The 14,243-nt window shown below is 54.5% G+C and carries 12 protein-coding genes and 1 pseudogene; 9 read left to right on the top strand and 4 right to left on the bottom strand.

The window, feature by feature from the left end; translation table 11 throughout:
• Positions 1–192: 192 nt before the first annotated feature.
• The 3 genes and pseudogenes from tnpA to GOX66_RS14710 all read right to left on the bottom strand — a co-directional run bounded on the left by tnpA (position 193) and on the right by GOX66_RS14710 (position 3,459).
• Positions 193–609, bottom strand: a pseudogene (gene tnpA, locus GOX66_RS14700) (IS200/IS605 family transposase).
• A 305-nt stretch (positions 610–914) separates the two neighbouring features.
• The gene (gene add, locus GOX66_RS14705; RefSeq protein WP_170763492.1) at positions 915–1,943 is read right to left on the bottom strand and encodes an adenosine deaminase; all 1,029 of its coding nucleotides are present in this window, start codon (positions 1,941–1,943) and stop codon (positions 915–917) included.
• 166 nt (positions 1,944–2,109) lie between these two features.
• Positions 2,110–3,459, bottom strand: a complete 1,350-nt coding sequence (locus GOX66_RS14710) for an NCS2 family permease (protein ID WP_170763493.1) — start codon at positions 3,457–3,459, stop codon at positions 2,110–2,112.
• Between the two features lie 198 nt (positions 3,460–3,657).
• On the opposite strand from GOX66_RS14710, the gene GOX66_RS14715 reads away from it, so the two are divergent.
• Entirely contained in the window at positions 3,658–4,566 is a 909-nt protein-coding gene (locus GOX66_RS14715; protein WP_170763494.1) for a LysR family transcriptional regulator, read from the top strand.
• 40 nt (positions 4,567–4,606) lie between these two features.
• The gene (locus GOX66_RS14720) at positions 4,607–4,960 is read left to right on the top strand and encodes a hypothetical protein (protein WP_170763495.1); all 354 of its coding nucleotides are present in this window, start codon (positions 4,607–4,609) and stop codon (positions 4,958–4,960) included.
• Between the two features lie 105 nt (positions 4,961–5,065).
• Here GOX66_RS14720 and xylB read toward each other — a convergent pair whose 3' ends face one another.
• On the bottom strand, positions 5,066–6,502 hold the full coding sequence (gene xylB / locus GOX66_RS14725; protein WP_170763496.1) for a xylulokinase: 1,437 nt from the start codon (positions 6,500–6,502) through the stop codon (positions 5,066–5,068).
• A gap of 95 nt (positions 6,503–6,597) precedes the next feature.
• Between xylB and GOX66_RS14730 the strand changes: the two genes are divergently transcribed.
• The 7 genes from GOX66_RS14730 to GOX66_RS14760 all read left to right on the top strand — a co-directional run bounded on the left by GOX66_RS14730 (position 6,598) and on the right by GOX66_RS14760 (position 14,157).
• Positions 6,598–7,641 (top strand): LacI family DNA-binding transcriptional regulator, encoded by a 1,044-nt coding sequence (locus GOX66_RS14730; RefSeq protein WP_336509486.1) that lies wholly within the window; start codon positions 6,598–6,600, stop codon positions 7,639–7,641.
• A 95-nt stretch (positions 7,642–7,736) separates the two neighbouring features.
• Entirely contained in the window at positions 7,737–9,041 is a 1,305-nt protein-coding gene (locus GOX66_RS14735) for an ABC transporter substrate-binding protein (protein WP_170763498.1), read from the top strand.
• A 107-nt stretch (positions 9,042–9,148) separates the two neighbouring features.
• Complete coding sequence (locus tag GOX66_RS14740) at positions 9,149–10,015, top strand: carbohydrate ABC transporter permease (RefSeq protein WP_170763499.1); 867 nt, start codon at positions 9,149–9,151, stop codon at positions 10,013–10,015.
• Between the two features lie 13 nt (positions 10,016–10,028).
• Positions 10,029–10,859, top strand: a complete 831-nt coding sequence (locus GOX66_RS14745) for a carbohydrate ABC transporter permease (RefSeq protein ID WP_170763500.1) — start codon at positions 10,029–10,031, stop codon at positions 10,857–10,859.
• A gap of 12 nt (positions 10,860–10,871) precedes the next feature.
• Complete coding sequence (locus tag GOX66_RS14750; RefSeq protein ID WP_170763501.1) at positions 10,872–11,876, top strand: ABC transporter ATP-binding protein; 1,005 nt, start codon at positions 10,872–10,874, stop codon at positions 11,874–11,876.
• Entirely contained in the window at positions 11,873–12,646 is a 774-nt protein-coding gene (locus tag GOX66_RS14755; protein ID WP_170763502.1) for an L-iditol 2-dehydrogenase, read from the top strand. Before GOX66_RS14750 ends, GOX66_RS14755 begins: the two co-directional genes overlap by 4 nt.
• The gene (locus GOX66_RS14760) at positions 12,646–14,157 is read left to right on the top strand and encodes a mannitol dehydrogenase family protein (protein WP_170763503.1); all 1,512 of its coding nucleotides are present in this window, start codon (positions 12,646–12,648) and stop codon (positions 14,155–14,157) included. The genes GOX66_RS14755 and GOX66_RS14760 overlap by 1 nt, the downstream gene beginning before the upstream one ends.
• Positions 14,158–14,243 lie beyond the last annotated feature (86 nt).

Below are 14,243 nucleotides of genomic sequence, written 5' to 3' on the forward strand. Positions count from 1 at the left end.
AAAATACCCGCAAACATCACCAAAAAGTTCTTGCAATGCAGGAGCCACCCACAGATGCCATTGGCCTCACTACTCGACGCCGCAGCGCAGCTTTCGCATTGCTGCCATTCGCTGCACGCGCGAAGTCAATGGTCAACTGAATTCATGGACAGCGCAACAAACAAAACTTTCGCTACGCAACGTACTGAACGACTACCGACTGGCGTCGGTAGGATCGGCGATGTGGTTTTTGAGGTATTGCAGCACGATGTCTTCGGTAATGGCTCCGTTGGTGGTTGAGAAATACCCCCTGCCCCAGAACCGGCGACCCCAATAGCGCCTGCGCAGAACGGCAAATTCCCGTTGTACCTTGTGAGACGAACGCCCCTTCATCTTGCGCACCAGATCCGAGATGGCGATCTTCGGCGGCACCGACACGAACACGTGGACGTGGTCGCTCGACAACACCCTGCGCAAGATGTCGACCTCGTTCTCGCGACAGACCTGACGGATGATGGCGCGCACCCGCAGGCGCACCCCATCTCTCAGCACCTAGTAGCGATACTTGGTCGACCAGACAATATGGTAGCGATGATAGAAAACGCAGTGTTTGCCAGTGTCATATTGCATGACCTTACCCTCTGGAAAATGAGCCTCACGACCGGCTCCGGCTCATTTTCCAGAGGGTAAGGTCACAACACGATTCTCCGCGCTGAAGCAGGTCCGACTGGAAGTCGGAGGGTTTGCTCCAAGGCGTCGATACTAAAGTCAGAATTCTTCGCTTCGCGCCTGTGATGAAATTCACAGTGGCGGGAACCAGTCAGTCGCTGCACCCGGTGAAAGGCACCGCATTCTCTCTAGAATGGCGCACGCGATCTCTGTTCTCGAAGGATGAATGCGTTCTCGGTTCAGTTTCCGACCACTCATTCAAGTATTCAAGATGTATCGGACTTGTATTTGAATGTGTTCAGGTGTGCATTCAATTCCTTCAGGTAAGCTCCTCGTCGAGCATCTGGTATCCAAGATCCAACGAATGCGTTCCTCATGAACTGGGTCATTTCTTCAGCCGAGAATTCTCCCTGTTCCTGAACGACGCTGAGCATGTTTGACATGTATCTGCTGGCAAATTCTTCGGGATCATCTGTATTGAGGCATGCTGGAACGTTCATTTCCAGCATCTTGCGGATCGCTGGAATTCGCCGCGGCCCCGGATCCCCCAGGCGCCAGGTCGGGCACATGGTCAACGTGATCCCACGTTCCTTAACGTCTTCAATCAGCTGCGGATCGTCCATGACATGTACGCCATGATCAATGCGATGTACGCCAAGATCATGGATGCACTGGCGAGCGTGCTCCACAGCATTATTCTGATCGCAGTCGCAGTGAGCAGTGAGCTTAAAACCCAACTCTCGTCCACGATCATAGTATTCCTGAAACTTAACCGGCGGATTTCCTTCTTCGACAGAATCCAAACCCAAGCCGACAATATCGTCCTTGTAGTCCTCCGCCAGCTTCAGCATTTCGAGCGCGCTCTCCAGCGTACGGTCTCGGTTCATGCACATAACCAATTGTGTCGAGACAGGAGAATCCTTGCGTGCTTTGTTGAGAGCATCAATCAGCTCGCCAAACTCAATCCCGCGTTCCAAATGGCCTTGGGGATCGAATGAAAGCTCCACGTGCCGTGTATTTTCTATGACGCATTTTTCCAAATAGTCCTGGGTGATTTCAAAAATATCCCGGCCTGTTCGAAGAACGTCTGAACACATGTAATGATATTTCAGGAAATTCTCCAAAGGAGGCGTGCCATAGTCTTGTGCATCCAAAAGCTCCTTTTCCGATTTGAATTCAATGTTTACCCCATTTCGGTCAGCCAATTCGAGAACGCGCTTTGGAGAAACCGTTCCTTCTATATGGAGGTGCAGTTCTGCCTTCGGCATCTCCTGAATGAATTGCTTCATGTCCATGAAATATGCTCCTTCCTGAGCATTCGAACTTTCGATTGAACGGCGGACTTCAGATTTTCCGATGCTACAGTCTTCTGGAGCCTGTTGCTCAGAGCCGGGAGGCGAAACCGGGAGGAAATTGTTCCGCCTCCCGGGATCGCCGGGCCGAGGTCCTGAGCCCGCCGGATCACGCAAGGGTCAGCAAGTAGTAAACTAGGGGAACGCACATCACGTACAGGAACCAATGCACCTCTCGACCACGGCCAGCAAACAGTTTCATCGCGGCCGCAAGAATGATGCCGACACTCAGACCTGTCGCGATGTTAAACGTAAACGCGGTCATGATTACCGAGATGATCGCTGGCAAGAATTCAGTTGGATCGTCGAACTTCATGCCTTCAAGCGTCGTGAGCATACTGGCGCCAACCAGGAACAGAGCAGCACCCGCCGCAGCTGCTGGCACCATCAAAGCGATGGGAGTAAACAACAACATCACAGAGAAAATGAGTGCCGTGAATATGGCGGTAAGACCTGTACGTCCGCCTGCTTCAACGCCAGCGGCTGATTCTGCGTAGGTAGTTATTGTGGACGTACCGATAAGTGTCCCGGCGGTCGTCCCAACTGCGTCCACCATGAATACCTTGTCAGCTTCTTCGAATTCTCCTTTTTCGTCGAGTTTACCCATCTTGCCCCCGACAGCATAAAGTGTGGCTGTGGTGCCGAAGAAATCCGATACGAAGAAAGCAAATATCAGTGGAATGAACGCCAAATTCATGGCTTCTTTCAGATCAAGCTGAAAAGAAATCGGTGCAATGGAAGAGGGCAGCCCGATCAAGCTGTCTGGAACGGTTGTCACACCAAGCGGCACACCGACGGCGGTAGCAAGCAGAATACCGTATACGATTGCGCCTTTGGATTTGCGCGCCTGAAAGAACAAGATCGTAATGAAGGCGATACCAGCGACAACTGCAGCAGGCGTATGAATGTCGCCCAGAACCATTGAGCGGCGGCCGTGTTCAAGAATGCCCATGTTCATCAGGCCAAGCAAACACAGGAACAAACCGATCAACGGAGCCAGTGCAAACTTCATTCCCGCAAGCATTATGTTCACCATGAACCGCCGAATTCCCAGCGCCGTAATTACGATGAAAATTACGCCTGAGATGAAGTTGACGGCCAAAGCGCCCTGCCAGGTTGCCAATCCTGCGCCAACTATGGAAAACGCAAAGAACCCATTCGCCCCCATGCCAGGAGCAAGCACAAAGGGCATTTTTGCATAAAGGCCGCAAGCCGCCGTCACCACGACCATAGCTATGATCGTTGTTGTGGTCAGTGCCGCCTGATCCATTCCAGCATTCGACAGAATAAGTGGATGAACGATGATGACGTAGGCCAGCGTCATGAAATTCGCCAACCCGCCCATCGCCTCTGATCCGACGGTTGTATTGTTGTCGCTTAGCCTGAAGTACCTCTCAAGTAAGCCCTTCGGCGATTTAGCTTCGCCAGATTCCAAACGTCCCTCGACAAAATCATTCATGGCATCTCCTCCTGTATGCCAGCGTCAGTTTTTGCTTTCCTGCATGCCTCCCACGCAAGAAATCCAATTTCGATCTTAATGCGGGACACCTGATGCAAAAAGAACATAGATCGCAGCGTATCGTTGCGATTTATGCATCCCCTGATACACTCTGAATGGGGTCTCCAAGCTCAGAAACCTTATTCGGATGGGGCAGGAATGCACGGAATTGCGTTGAAATACATTGATGCCGTCAATCGGCATGGATCAATCCGTGAAGCAGCGCGCAGGTTAAACGTGTCGTCGTCATCCATCACCCGTCAGCTTCAGAAGGTAGAGTATCATTTTGGCATTCGAATTTTTGAACGCGGTACGGATGGCGTTCGCACGACGGATACGGGGCGTATTCTGCTTGCTCACATCGGCAGCACACTGCGAGATTGGGAGCGCACTCAGATCCAGCTCGAGGCAACTATCGGAAAGCGCACAAAAGTAATCGATATTGCTGCCACCGACAGCATCGCCTCGTCATTTTTACCCAATCTGCTTTCCGATTGTCTTGAAGAAAACACGGCTGTGCGGTTTCGCACCTTGTTGAAGCAATCGCCTCAAGTTTGTGAGGCGGTGTTTCAGGGTGAGGCAGATGTTGGCTTCACGTTCTTGTCCAAGGATGATCCTGGGGTAGCTACAAAGGTGGAACATCAGTTGCAGGTTGGTATCCTCGCCTCCCAAGAACATCCTTTGGCAATCCGGGATTCAGTAAGTCTTGGAGAGGCGCTTGAGTACCCTATGGTCGCGTCATCTGTGAGAGCGCCGGTCTACCAAGAGATAGGAAAACAACTGGGAGAAAGGTATGAAAATTACGAGCCCTGGATAAAAACGGATTCTATCACAATGATCCACGCGCTCGTAGATTCCGGTAGGTTTATTTCTTTGGGAACTGTTCTTTATACGATCAAGAATCGTTCAGGCGCAAAAGAGCTTTTCAGGATTCCGATTTCAGACTCAACGCTTCCGGATGATCGATTGGTTCTTGTCACCAGGAAGGAAAATCCGACCGACACCTTAGATTGGTTCGTAAGAAAATCTACGGACTTTCTCGACAGGAGCTTTGGTGGCAACTCGTGATCCCTAAACCAAATTGTGGTGCTCACTTGGGAGTTCTGTGGTGTATGACCCGAAATCTATTCTGGCACATGCAATCCACGAAAGTAATACCCAGTGCGGGCTGTTCTCATTGCAGACGACGGCCGCTGTCACTCGCTTCGCGCCTGTTCGTCGGATGTGCAGAAACAGGCTGTTTGGGCTCCCAGCGGTCATCAGACGCGTCGCCGCATCTTCTTCAAACTCAGACCAACTGCCTTCGAAGTCGGGCCCAAAGCCGCCGTTGATTGGTTCCATCAACGCTGCTTTGCGGTTTTCCCAAAGCGGACTTTTCGCCAAGGTGGCAAACCTACTCTGCACTAACATCGAAGCGGATGTTGTACTATTGATTGAAGAGCAAATCTATGAATCTGAATGATTACGCTGGCGGCCCAATGCTTCCCTTCACCTTAGAGAGATGCCCCTATACACCTGATCGACACAAATGAAGGCGACATGGCTACAGAAGATGACCGGACGGCGATCAGTCGACAGTACTCACCGCAGTATAAAGCCTACGAAACCGCGTCAATCGCTCGGACAGTGCTGCCGGGTCAGCGGGCTCGAACCTGTCCGTTGTTAAAGGGCGATCCGAAAGATCGGTTATGGCCAATGCACCGGTACCACAGGCTGCCAGCCGAGCTGCGCCATAGGCCGGTCCAGAATCCGCCCCATCTGAGCGTACTATGGGTTTCCCGGTTACCGTTGCAATCAGGCCCAACAACAGATCTGATCGACTGCCACCTCCTATGGCGGCCAGTTCCGACAAACTGCCGATAGTGTCGCCGAAGCTCTGCGCGGCATCGGCAAAACAAAAGGCAATAGCTTCAACCACGGAACGGCAGATTTCTGCGCGTGTTGTAGAATCCTCAAGGCCAAAGAAACATGCTCGAATTTTCGGATCCCCAAGTGGGCTGCGTTCGCCTGTCAGGTAGGGTAGGAAAACCGGCACGCGATCACCGCTGACCGATTCAGCAAGCGAAACAACTTCAGCAGCGGACAGCCCGAATTGCCCGCCAATCCACGAGATGGGCCTTGCGCCGTTCAACATTGCGGCCATTTGATACCAACGGCCGGGCAGCGTGTGCGCAAAAGCATGCACATAGCATTCAGGGTTGGGCTTGTACTCAATATCCGCCGCAAACAGCTGGCCGGACGTTCCCAGAGAGATGAACCCACGCCCCGGTTCGGTCGCGCCCAGAGACACCGCCCCCGTGGCCGCGTCTCCGCCACCAGCCACAACAGGTATGCCGGGTTTCAATCCGGTCTCGGACGCGGCTTGCGCAGTCACCGCTCCTACAACACTGTGACCGTCGACCACCTGTGGCAGCCAGTCGAAATCAACATCTGTAGCGGCGGCTACTCTGACATGCCATTCGCGTGCAGCCTGGTCCAACCACAGTGTCCCTGCGGCATCGGATGTATCGGTTGTCAACTCTCCATGCAGGCGAAAGCCGACATAGTCCTTTGGCAACAGAATACGGGCAATACGGGCGTAGCTGTCTGGTTCATGCTGTTTTAGCCAAGCAATCTTGGGTGCAGTAAAGCCCGGCAATGGAAGAACGCCCGCGATTTGACCTATCTGCGGTTGGGCCGCATACAGCTTATCGCATTCTCGCGTTGCCCGGCTGTCATTCCACAGGATCGCCGGGCGGACTGGGCGCAGAGCGCGGTCCAGCAAAACGGCGCCATGCATCTGTCCGGACAGCCCGATGGCCTTCACGTCCGACAATGCGACCTGCCCCTTAAGCTGCTGCAATGCAGCGCGTGTTGCGCGCCACCAATGACCCGGGTGCTGCTCTGACCAGCCCGGTTGTGGCGAGGTTGTTTCGAGCCCTACTGAAGCCGTCGCAACAATTCGATCAGTATCCGCGCAGACAAGTTTGACCGCTGACGTTCCAATATCGATCCCGAGATACATTTGAACCTCTTGCCCCGCGTAGCACCTGTCTGGCTATTGATTTTTTAGCGCGCGCAAAGAATATGTAAAACTATGATAAGATCAAGGCGGCGAAGATCCGCAGGCAGACCGGCATGACCAAAATAAAGAATATGGAAGAGTTTGCGGCCCTCAGCGGGATATCCCGGCCCACGGTTTCCAAGTACTTTCAGGATCCGGACAGTGTTCGGCCCACAACACGGGCCCGCATTGAAGAAGCGCTTGAACGGTTTGACTATCGACCGAATATCTATGCGGTGAACCAGAACCGAAAATTGACCAAGAATATCGGCATCGTAGTGCCTTATCTTGCCGATCCGTTCTTTGCCGAAATCGCGCGATATCTGGAGCAAAGCTGTATAGCAGCAGGCTATCGCCCATCCCTGTTCAGCTCGCACGGCGAACAAAAACTGGAAAACGACATTCTGGACAGTCTGCAATCTATGAAGCCCGCTGGCGTTCTGCTGGCACCTTTGGGGCGCGTCTCGGACAGATCGGCGATCGAGAAGTTCTGCGCCAGTGTGCCGACTGTTTTGTTTGACAGTAACCTTGATGGCTTGGGTGCCGCCTTTGTTGGATCGGATAATTTCAGCTTTGTCTCACAAACTGTCGAATACATGACCCGTACGGGCGAACCGCCCTCGTTCTTCGAGATGCGCACACCTGCGAACCCGAACGCAAACAAACGAAGGAAGGCCTATGTTGAAGTTATGGAACGCCTCAGGTTTGAGCCTCATATCATCAAGGTCGACGGCAAAGGTTGGGCGTTTGAAGAAATCGGCCACAAGGGCGCACTGAAGCTCCTGGAAGAACGTAAACTGCGAACTGACTCAGTCTTGTGCAGCAATGACCGATTGGCGATTGGATTTCTTGCGGCATGTTACGAACAGGGGATTCGGGTCGGTCGCAAAGACAACTGTACGCTGCGAGTGGCCTCGAATGACGATCATCCTTTCGCAAAGTTTACATGCCCATCCCTGACAACCGCTGCGCATGACTATGACAACGTTGCCGGGCGCAGCGTCGAAACCTTGTTCGAACTTATTGAAAATGGGGGAAAATTTGACACGCGAACGGAAACGCTTTTCCCTGCAAGGCTTGTTTTAAGGGATTCTGCATAAATTCCCAATTTTAACGCGCGTAAAGTTTTTATTGACGGCGCGACAATTTCCGATCTACTCTCTCGGCACGACATCCAAGCTCAGGGAGGACAGGGATGTACCTGAAGAACGCATTACGTGCGGCGACTGCGCTGACATTCGTCGCCACGGCAGCAGCCCAAGCGCAATCCATTACAATCGCCACCGTGAACAACGGCGACATGATCCGGATGCAGGGCTATACCGACAAATTCACCGAAGCGACCGGGATCGACGTCGAATGGGTGACGCTGGAAGAAAACGTTCTGCGTCAGCGTGTGACCACCGACATCACCACCAAAGGCGGCCAGTTCGACATTATGACCATCGGCATGTACGAGACCCCGATCTGGGGTGCCAACGGCTGGCTGGTGCCGTTGGAGGGGTTATCCGCTGAATATGATGTGGATGACATCCTGCCTGCGATGCGCAACGGGCTGAGCAATGACGGCACTCTGTATGCGGCACCGTTTTACGGCGAAAGCTCGATGATCATGTATCGCACAGACTTGATGGAAAAAGCTGGTCTGGAAATGCCGAAAGCTCCAACCTGGCAGTTCATCCGCGAAGCCGCAGCAGCGATGACGGATCGTGACAATGATATCAACGGTATTTGCCTGCGCGGCAAGGCCGGCTGGGGTGAAGGCGGTGCTTTCATTACCGTGACCGGGAACTCGTTCGGCGCACGTTGGTTTGATGAAGACTGGAAGCCCCAGTTTGACCAACCCGAATGGAACGAAGCGCTGACCTTCTTCGTGGAGATGATGGCTGAATCCGGACCTGCGGGTTATGCCACGAACGGATTCAACGAAAATCTGTCGCTGTTCCAGCAGGGCAAGTGCGGGATGTGGATTGATGCCACCGTTGCGGCATCTTTCGTGACCAATCCCAACGATTCGACCGTGGCGGACAAAGTCGGCTTCGCACTGGCTCCGAATTCGGAAGGCATTGACAAGCGATCCAACTGGCTCTGGGCTTGGGCGCTGGCCATTCCGGCCGGAACACAACAGGAGGCCGCCGCAAAGCAATTCATCGAATGGGCAACGTCCAAAGACTATATCGAGCTGGTGGCCGAAAACGAAGGCTGGGCCAACGTCCCGCCGGGTGCGCGCACCTCTCTGTATGAAAATCCCGAGTATCAGAAGGTTCCGTTCGCCAAGATGACGCTGGATTCGATCCTGTCGGCTGATCCGAACGATCCGACGGTGCAACCGGTGCCTTACGTCGGCATCCAGTTCGCGGCCATTCCGGAATTTGCAGGCATCGCCACACAGGTCAGCCAGGAGTTCTCGGCGGTTTACGCCGGGCAGCAAACGGTGGAAGAAGCACTTGAAAAAGCACAAACATTCACCGCTGAAGAAATGGAAGCCGCAGGTTACTGAGGCATCCTCCCCGGCGGGTGGGCAGAGGTCTGCCCCCCGCTCAAACCTTCCACAACTCGGTTTATTCTCGCAGGCTGGGTTACGCCTGAACAGAGAGGGTTTGCGTTATGGCTACTCAACATTCCAGATCGGTTGCTCGACTGATGATGGCACCTGCAGTGATCCTGCTGCTTGGTTGGATGCTCGTACCACTAACGATGACGCTGTATTTTTCCTTCAAGAAATACTTGCCTCTGCGCGGTGGTGATTTGGGCTGGGTCGGGCTCGACAACTATATCCGCTTTGTCTCCTCCAGTTCGTTCTGGCCCGCAGTGCAGGCAACGCTGGTGATCGTCGGAGGCGTGCTGGTGATCACCGTAGTTCTGGGAATTCTCCTGGCGATGCTTTTGGACCAGCCGATGTGGGGACAAGGCGTTGTCCGCATTCTGGTGATTGCGCCCTTCTTTGTGATGCCCACCGTGTCAGCTCTGGTCTGGAAAAACATGTTCATGGACCCCGTGAACGGCTTGCTGGCCCATCTGTGGCGCTTTTTTGGGGCCGAGCCTATCTCGTGGCTGTCCGAGGCCTCGATGACCTCGATCATCATGATCGTGTCATGGCAATGGCTGCCCTTTGCGACGTTGATCCTGCTGACCGCGATTCAGTCGCTGGACAGCGAACAGCTGGAAGCGGCCGAAATGGATGGTGCGCCGCCGCTGAAACGCTTTTATCACATCATCCTGCCGCATCTGAGCCGCGCGATCACGATTGTCATTCTGATCCAGACGATCTTTCTGCTGTCCATCTTTGCCGAGATCTTCGTAACCACCGGCGGCGCATTCGGAACCCGCACACTCACCTACCTGATCTTTCAGCGCGTGCTGGAAAGCCAGAATGTCGGCCTCGGATCTGCAGGTGGCGTGTACGCAATCATCCTTGCCAACATCGTTGCCATCTTCCTGATGCGCATCGTCGGCAAAAACCTGGACGCGTGAGGAGGTAAGAACCATGGCCCGCGCAGTCACACCCCGTCGTAAATCGCTGAACACCGCCCTTGCCTGGGCCGTTGGTCTGCTGATCTTTTTCCCGATCCTTTGGACGATCCTGACCAGCTTCAAGACCGAGGCGCAAGCGATTGCCAGCCCGCCTTTGTTTCTGAACTTCAACTGGACGCTGGAAAACTATGCCATCGTGCAGGAACGCTCGGACTACATGCGGTTCCTGTGGAACTCGGTCATCATCGCGGGCGGTTCGACCGTTCTGGGTGTAATCATCGCGGTGCCCGCCGCTTGGGCAATGGCATTTGTTCCGTCCAAACGAACGAAGGACATCCTTCTTTGGATGCTGTCCACCAAGATGTTGCCTGCCGTGGGCGTACTCTATCCGATTTACCTGCTGTTCATTCGGCTTGGGCTGCTGGACACGCGTGGAGGACTGGTCGTCGTGCTGATGCTGATCAATCTGCCGATCATCGTCTGGATGCTCTACACCTACTTCCGCGAAATCCCCGGCGAGATTCTGGAAGCCGCGCGGATGGACGGGGCAACGCTGAAAGAGGAAATCCTCCACATCCTGACACCCATGGCCGTGCCCGGAATCGCCTCGACGGTTCTGCTGAATTTCATTCTGGCATGGAACGAGGCGTTCTGGACACTAAATCTGACCGCTGTTGACGCGGCCCCGCTCACCGCATTCATCGCCAGTTATTCAAGCCCCGAGGGCCTGTTCTTTGCCAAGCTAAGTGCGGCTTCGACCATGGCGATTGCACCAATCCTGATCCTCGGCTGGTTCAGCCAGAAACAACTTGTCCGCGGCCTGACCTTCGGCGCTGTGAAATAAGGAGCACTCCTCATGGGACGCATACAACTCAAGTCCGTGACCAAAAGCTTCGGCGACGTGCAGGTCATTCCTCCGTTGGACCTGACCATTCAGGATGGAGAATTCACCGTCTTCGTCGGCCCCTCGGGTTGTGGCAAGTCCACGCTGCTGCGCCTGATCGCAGGGCTGGAGGATATCACATCCGGTTCCATCGACATCGATGGGGCAGACGCTACCGACGTGCCCCCCGCCAAGCGCGGTCTGGCTATGGTGTTCCAGTCTTATGCTCTCTATCCGCATATGACAGTGCGTAAGAACATCGCCTTCCCACTGCGCATGGCGAAACTGGATCAAGCTGAAATCGACAAACGCGTCGAAGGCGCGGCCAGTGTCCTGAACCTGACTGATTACCTCGACCGCCGCCCCGGTCAATTGTCTGGTGGTCAGCGCCAGCGGGTCGCCATTGGGCGCGCTATTGTAAGAGAACCTGCAGCTTTCCTGTTCGACGAACCGCTCTCTAATCTGGATGCTGCGTTGCGCGTCGGCATGCGGCTGGAAATCAGCGAACTGCATGAGCGTCTGGCGACCACGATGATCTACGTTACGCACGATCAAGTCGAAGCGATGACCATGGCCGACAAGATTGTCGTACTTCAGGCAGGTGTTATCGAACAGGTTGGCAGTCCGTTGGAACTCTACCGCACCCCTCAAAACTTGTTTGTCGCAGGCTTCATAGGCTCGCCAAAGATGAACTTTATCGAAGGCGAAGAGGCTTCAAAACACGGAGCCCATACTATCGGAATCCGCCCTGAACATATAGCTGTGTCAGACAGCGAAGGCACGTGGTCGGGTAAGGTGAGCGTATCCGAACACCTTGGGTCTGACACCTTCTTCCACGTCCACGAAACCGGTCTGGCCGAAACGATCACAGTACGCGCAGATGGCGAGGTCGCCTTCCGTCACGGCGACCGCATCCATCTGACACCACGTGCCGACGTGATCCACCGGTTTGACGAGAAAGGCTTGCGGATCGAATGACACGTCTGGCAGGCAAAACCGCCCTGATCACGGGGGCCGCGCGCGGCATCGGACTGGCCTTTGCCAAAGCCTATGTTGAGGAAGGCGCGCGTGTCGCCATTGCCGACATAGACAGCCAAATGGCGCGGGACGCAGCGGCTGAAATCGGTGAGGCTGCATTGGCCATCGAGATGGATGTTACCAACCAACAAAGTATCGATGAGGCGGTCGCGCAGACAACTGCACATTTCGGGCCCATCGATATTCTGATCAACAACGCTGCCATCTTCACCGCTGCCCCAATCGTTGAGATCGAGCGCGCCGACTACAACCGGGTCTTTGACATCAATGTTGCTGGCGCTCTGTTCACGATGCAAGCCGTCGCACGACACATGATCGAACACGGGATCAAAGGCAGGATCATCAATATGGCGTCGCAGGCCGGGCGAAGGGGCGAGCCTCTTGTCGCCGTCTACTGCGCCAGCAAAGCGGCGATCATTTCTTTGACACAGTCGGCAGGGCTGAATCTGATTTCAAGCGGAATCAACGTAAATGCTATCGCCCCGGGCGTAGTCGACGGTGATCATTGGGACGGTGTCGATGCGTTCTTCGCAAAACACGAAGGCAAACCTCGCGGCCAGAAGAAACGCGAAGTAGCCGCAGCTGTTCCTTACGGCCGCATGGGGCGTGCCGAAGATCTGACCGGGATGGCTGTATTCCTGGCATCTGACGAAGCCAAATACATCGTCGCACAAACGTACAATGTCGACGGCGGAAACTGGTTGAGCTGATGGACCCTCTGGCGAACGAAAAACTTCCGATACGGCTACGACGTGACAACTTAACGGACCTGCCTGCGACTGTCAGGAGTATGGACTATGAGCTCTCGGACCTGAAACCGGGGATCGTTCATATCGGGTTGGGCAATTTTCACCGCGCGCATCAGGCGTGGTTTATCCACCAGCTGATGCAGCAGGGTCAGGCCAATGATTGGGCGATCATTGGGGCCGGTTTGCGCAGCTATGACACCGAGATGCGTGAAAAACTGCTGAGACAAAACTGTTTAACAACGTTGATCAAATTGGACCCGAAGGGGCTGTCCGCCGAAGTGATTGGTCCGATGATCGACTATCTGCCAATTGAGGAGGGCAACGCGGCACTGATCCGAAAGATGACGGACCCGGCAATTCGGATTGTGTCTCTGACTGTGACCGAAGGCGGGTATTTTCTGGACGCCAACACTGGTGCATTCAACACAGATCACGAAGATATTCGCCACGATGCTGGAAACCCCGACCAGCCCCGCACAGCATTTGGAGCCATCGTTGCCGCGCTCGGGCAGCGCCGAGCCGACGGTCTGAAACCCTTCACCGCACTCAGCTGCGACAATCTTCAGGGCAATGGCGCGATACTTCGAAATTGCGTTGTTGGATTGGCTCGCATGTCCGATCCTGATCTGGCCAACTGGATCGACCTGAACGGCGCGTTTCCAAACTCTATGGTGGATTGCATCGTGCCCGCCACGACCGAGCAGGTGATATCGCAGTGCCGTGCGCTTGGGATCGACGACCGTGCGCCGGTCTCGCATGAAAACTTTCGCCAATGGGTGATCGAGGATGATTTCTGCGCTGGACGACCGCCTCTTGAACAGGTCGGGGTAACGCTGACCGACGACGTGCACACTTATGAGACGATGAAACTACGCATATTGAACGGTGGTCACCAATTGCTTGCAAATGTTGGGGAAATTCTGAACGTCCCGACGATATCGGATTGCATGCAGGACCCAGACATCGTTGCGTTTTTTGGAAAGGTGCAGGCAGAAGAGATTCTACCGCATGTCAAAGCTGTCCCGGGAACAACACCAAAGGGATACCATGAGTTAGTTGCGGGGCGTTTTGCGAATACTGCCATTCTCGACTCAACACGGCGGGTCGCGTTTGACGGATCCGCACGGCACCCGGGGTTCCTGCTACCGTCGCTGCGCGACGCACTTTCGTCTGGCTCATCGATTAGCGGGCTCGCGCTGGCTGAAGCTTTCTGGTGCCGGATGTGTGCAGGCGTTCGTGAAGATGGCTCCGAAATCGCCCCAAACGACCCCCAATGGGACGACTTGAAAAAAACCGCGCTGGCGTCCCAAGCTAATCCAGTATTGTGGATCGAACAAAGCCAGTTTTATGGTGACTTAGGCCGCGACACACACTTTGCCGAAGCCTTCGCCTCTTGGCTGACCGGGATCTGGCACCATGGCAGCCGGGTAGCGATAGCTGATTATACCGCTCAGGATTCAAAGCCACACTGATTTCGCGCCGTGAAGCGTAATTGGTCGCGGATACAAATTGCACTTGCCGATAATTGAAACTGTGACGTCCACTTATAGTCCTCACT

Source organism: Ruegeria lacuscaerulensis, assembly GCF_013031245.1.
In the GTDB taxonomy this organism is placed as follows: Bacteria; Pseudomonadota; Alphaproteobacteria; order Rhodobacterales; family Rhodobacteraceae; genus Ruegeria; species Ruegeria lacuscaerulensis_C.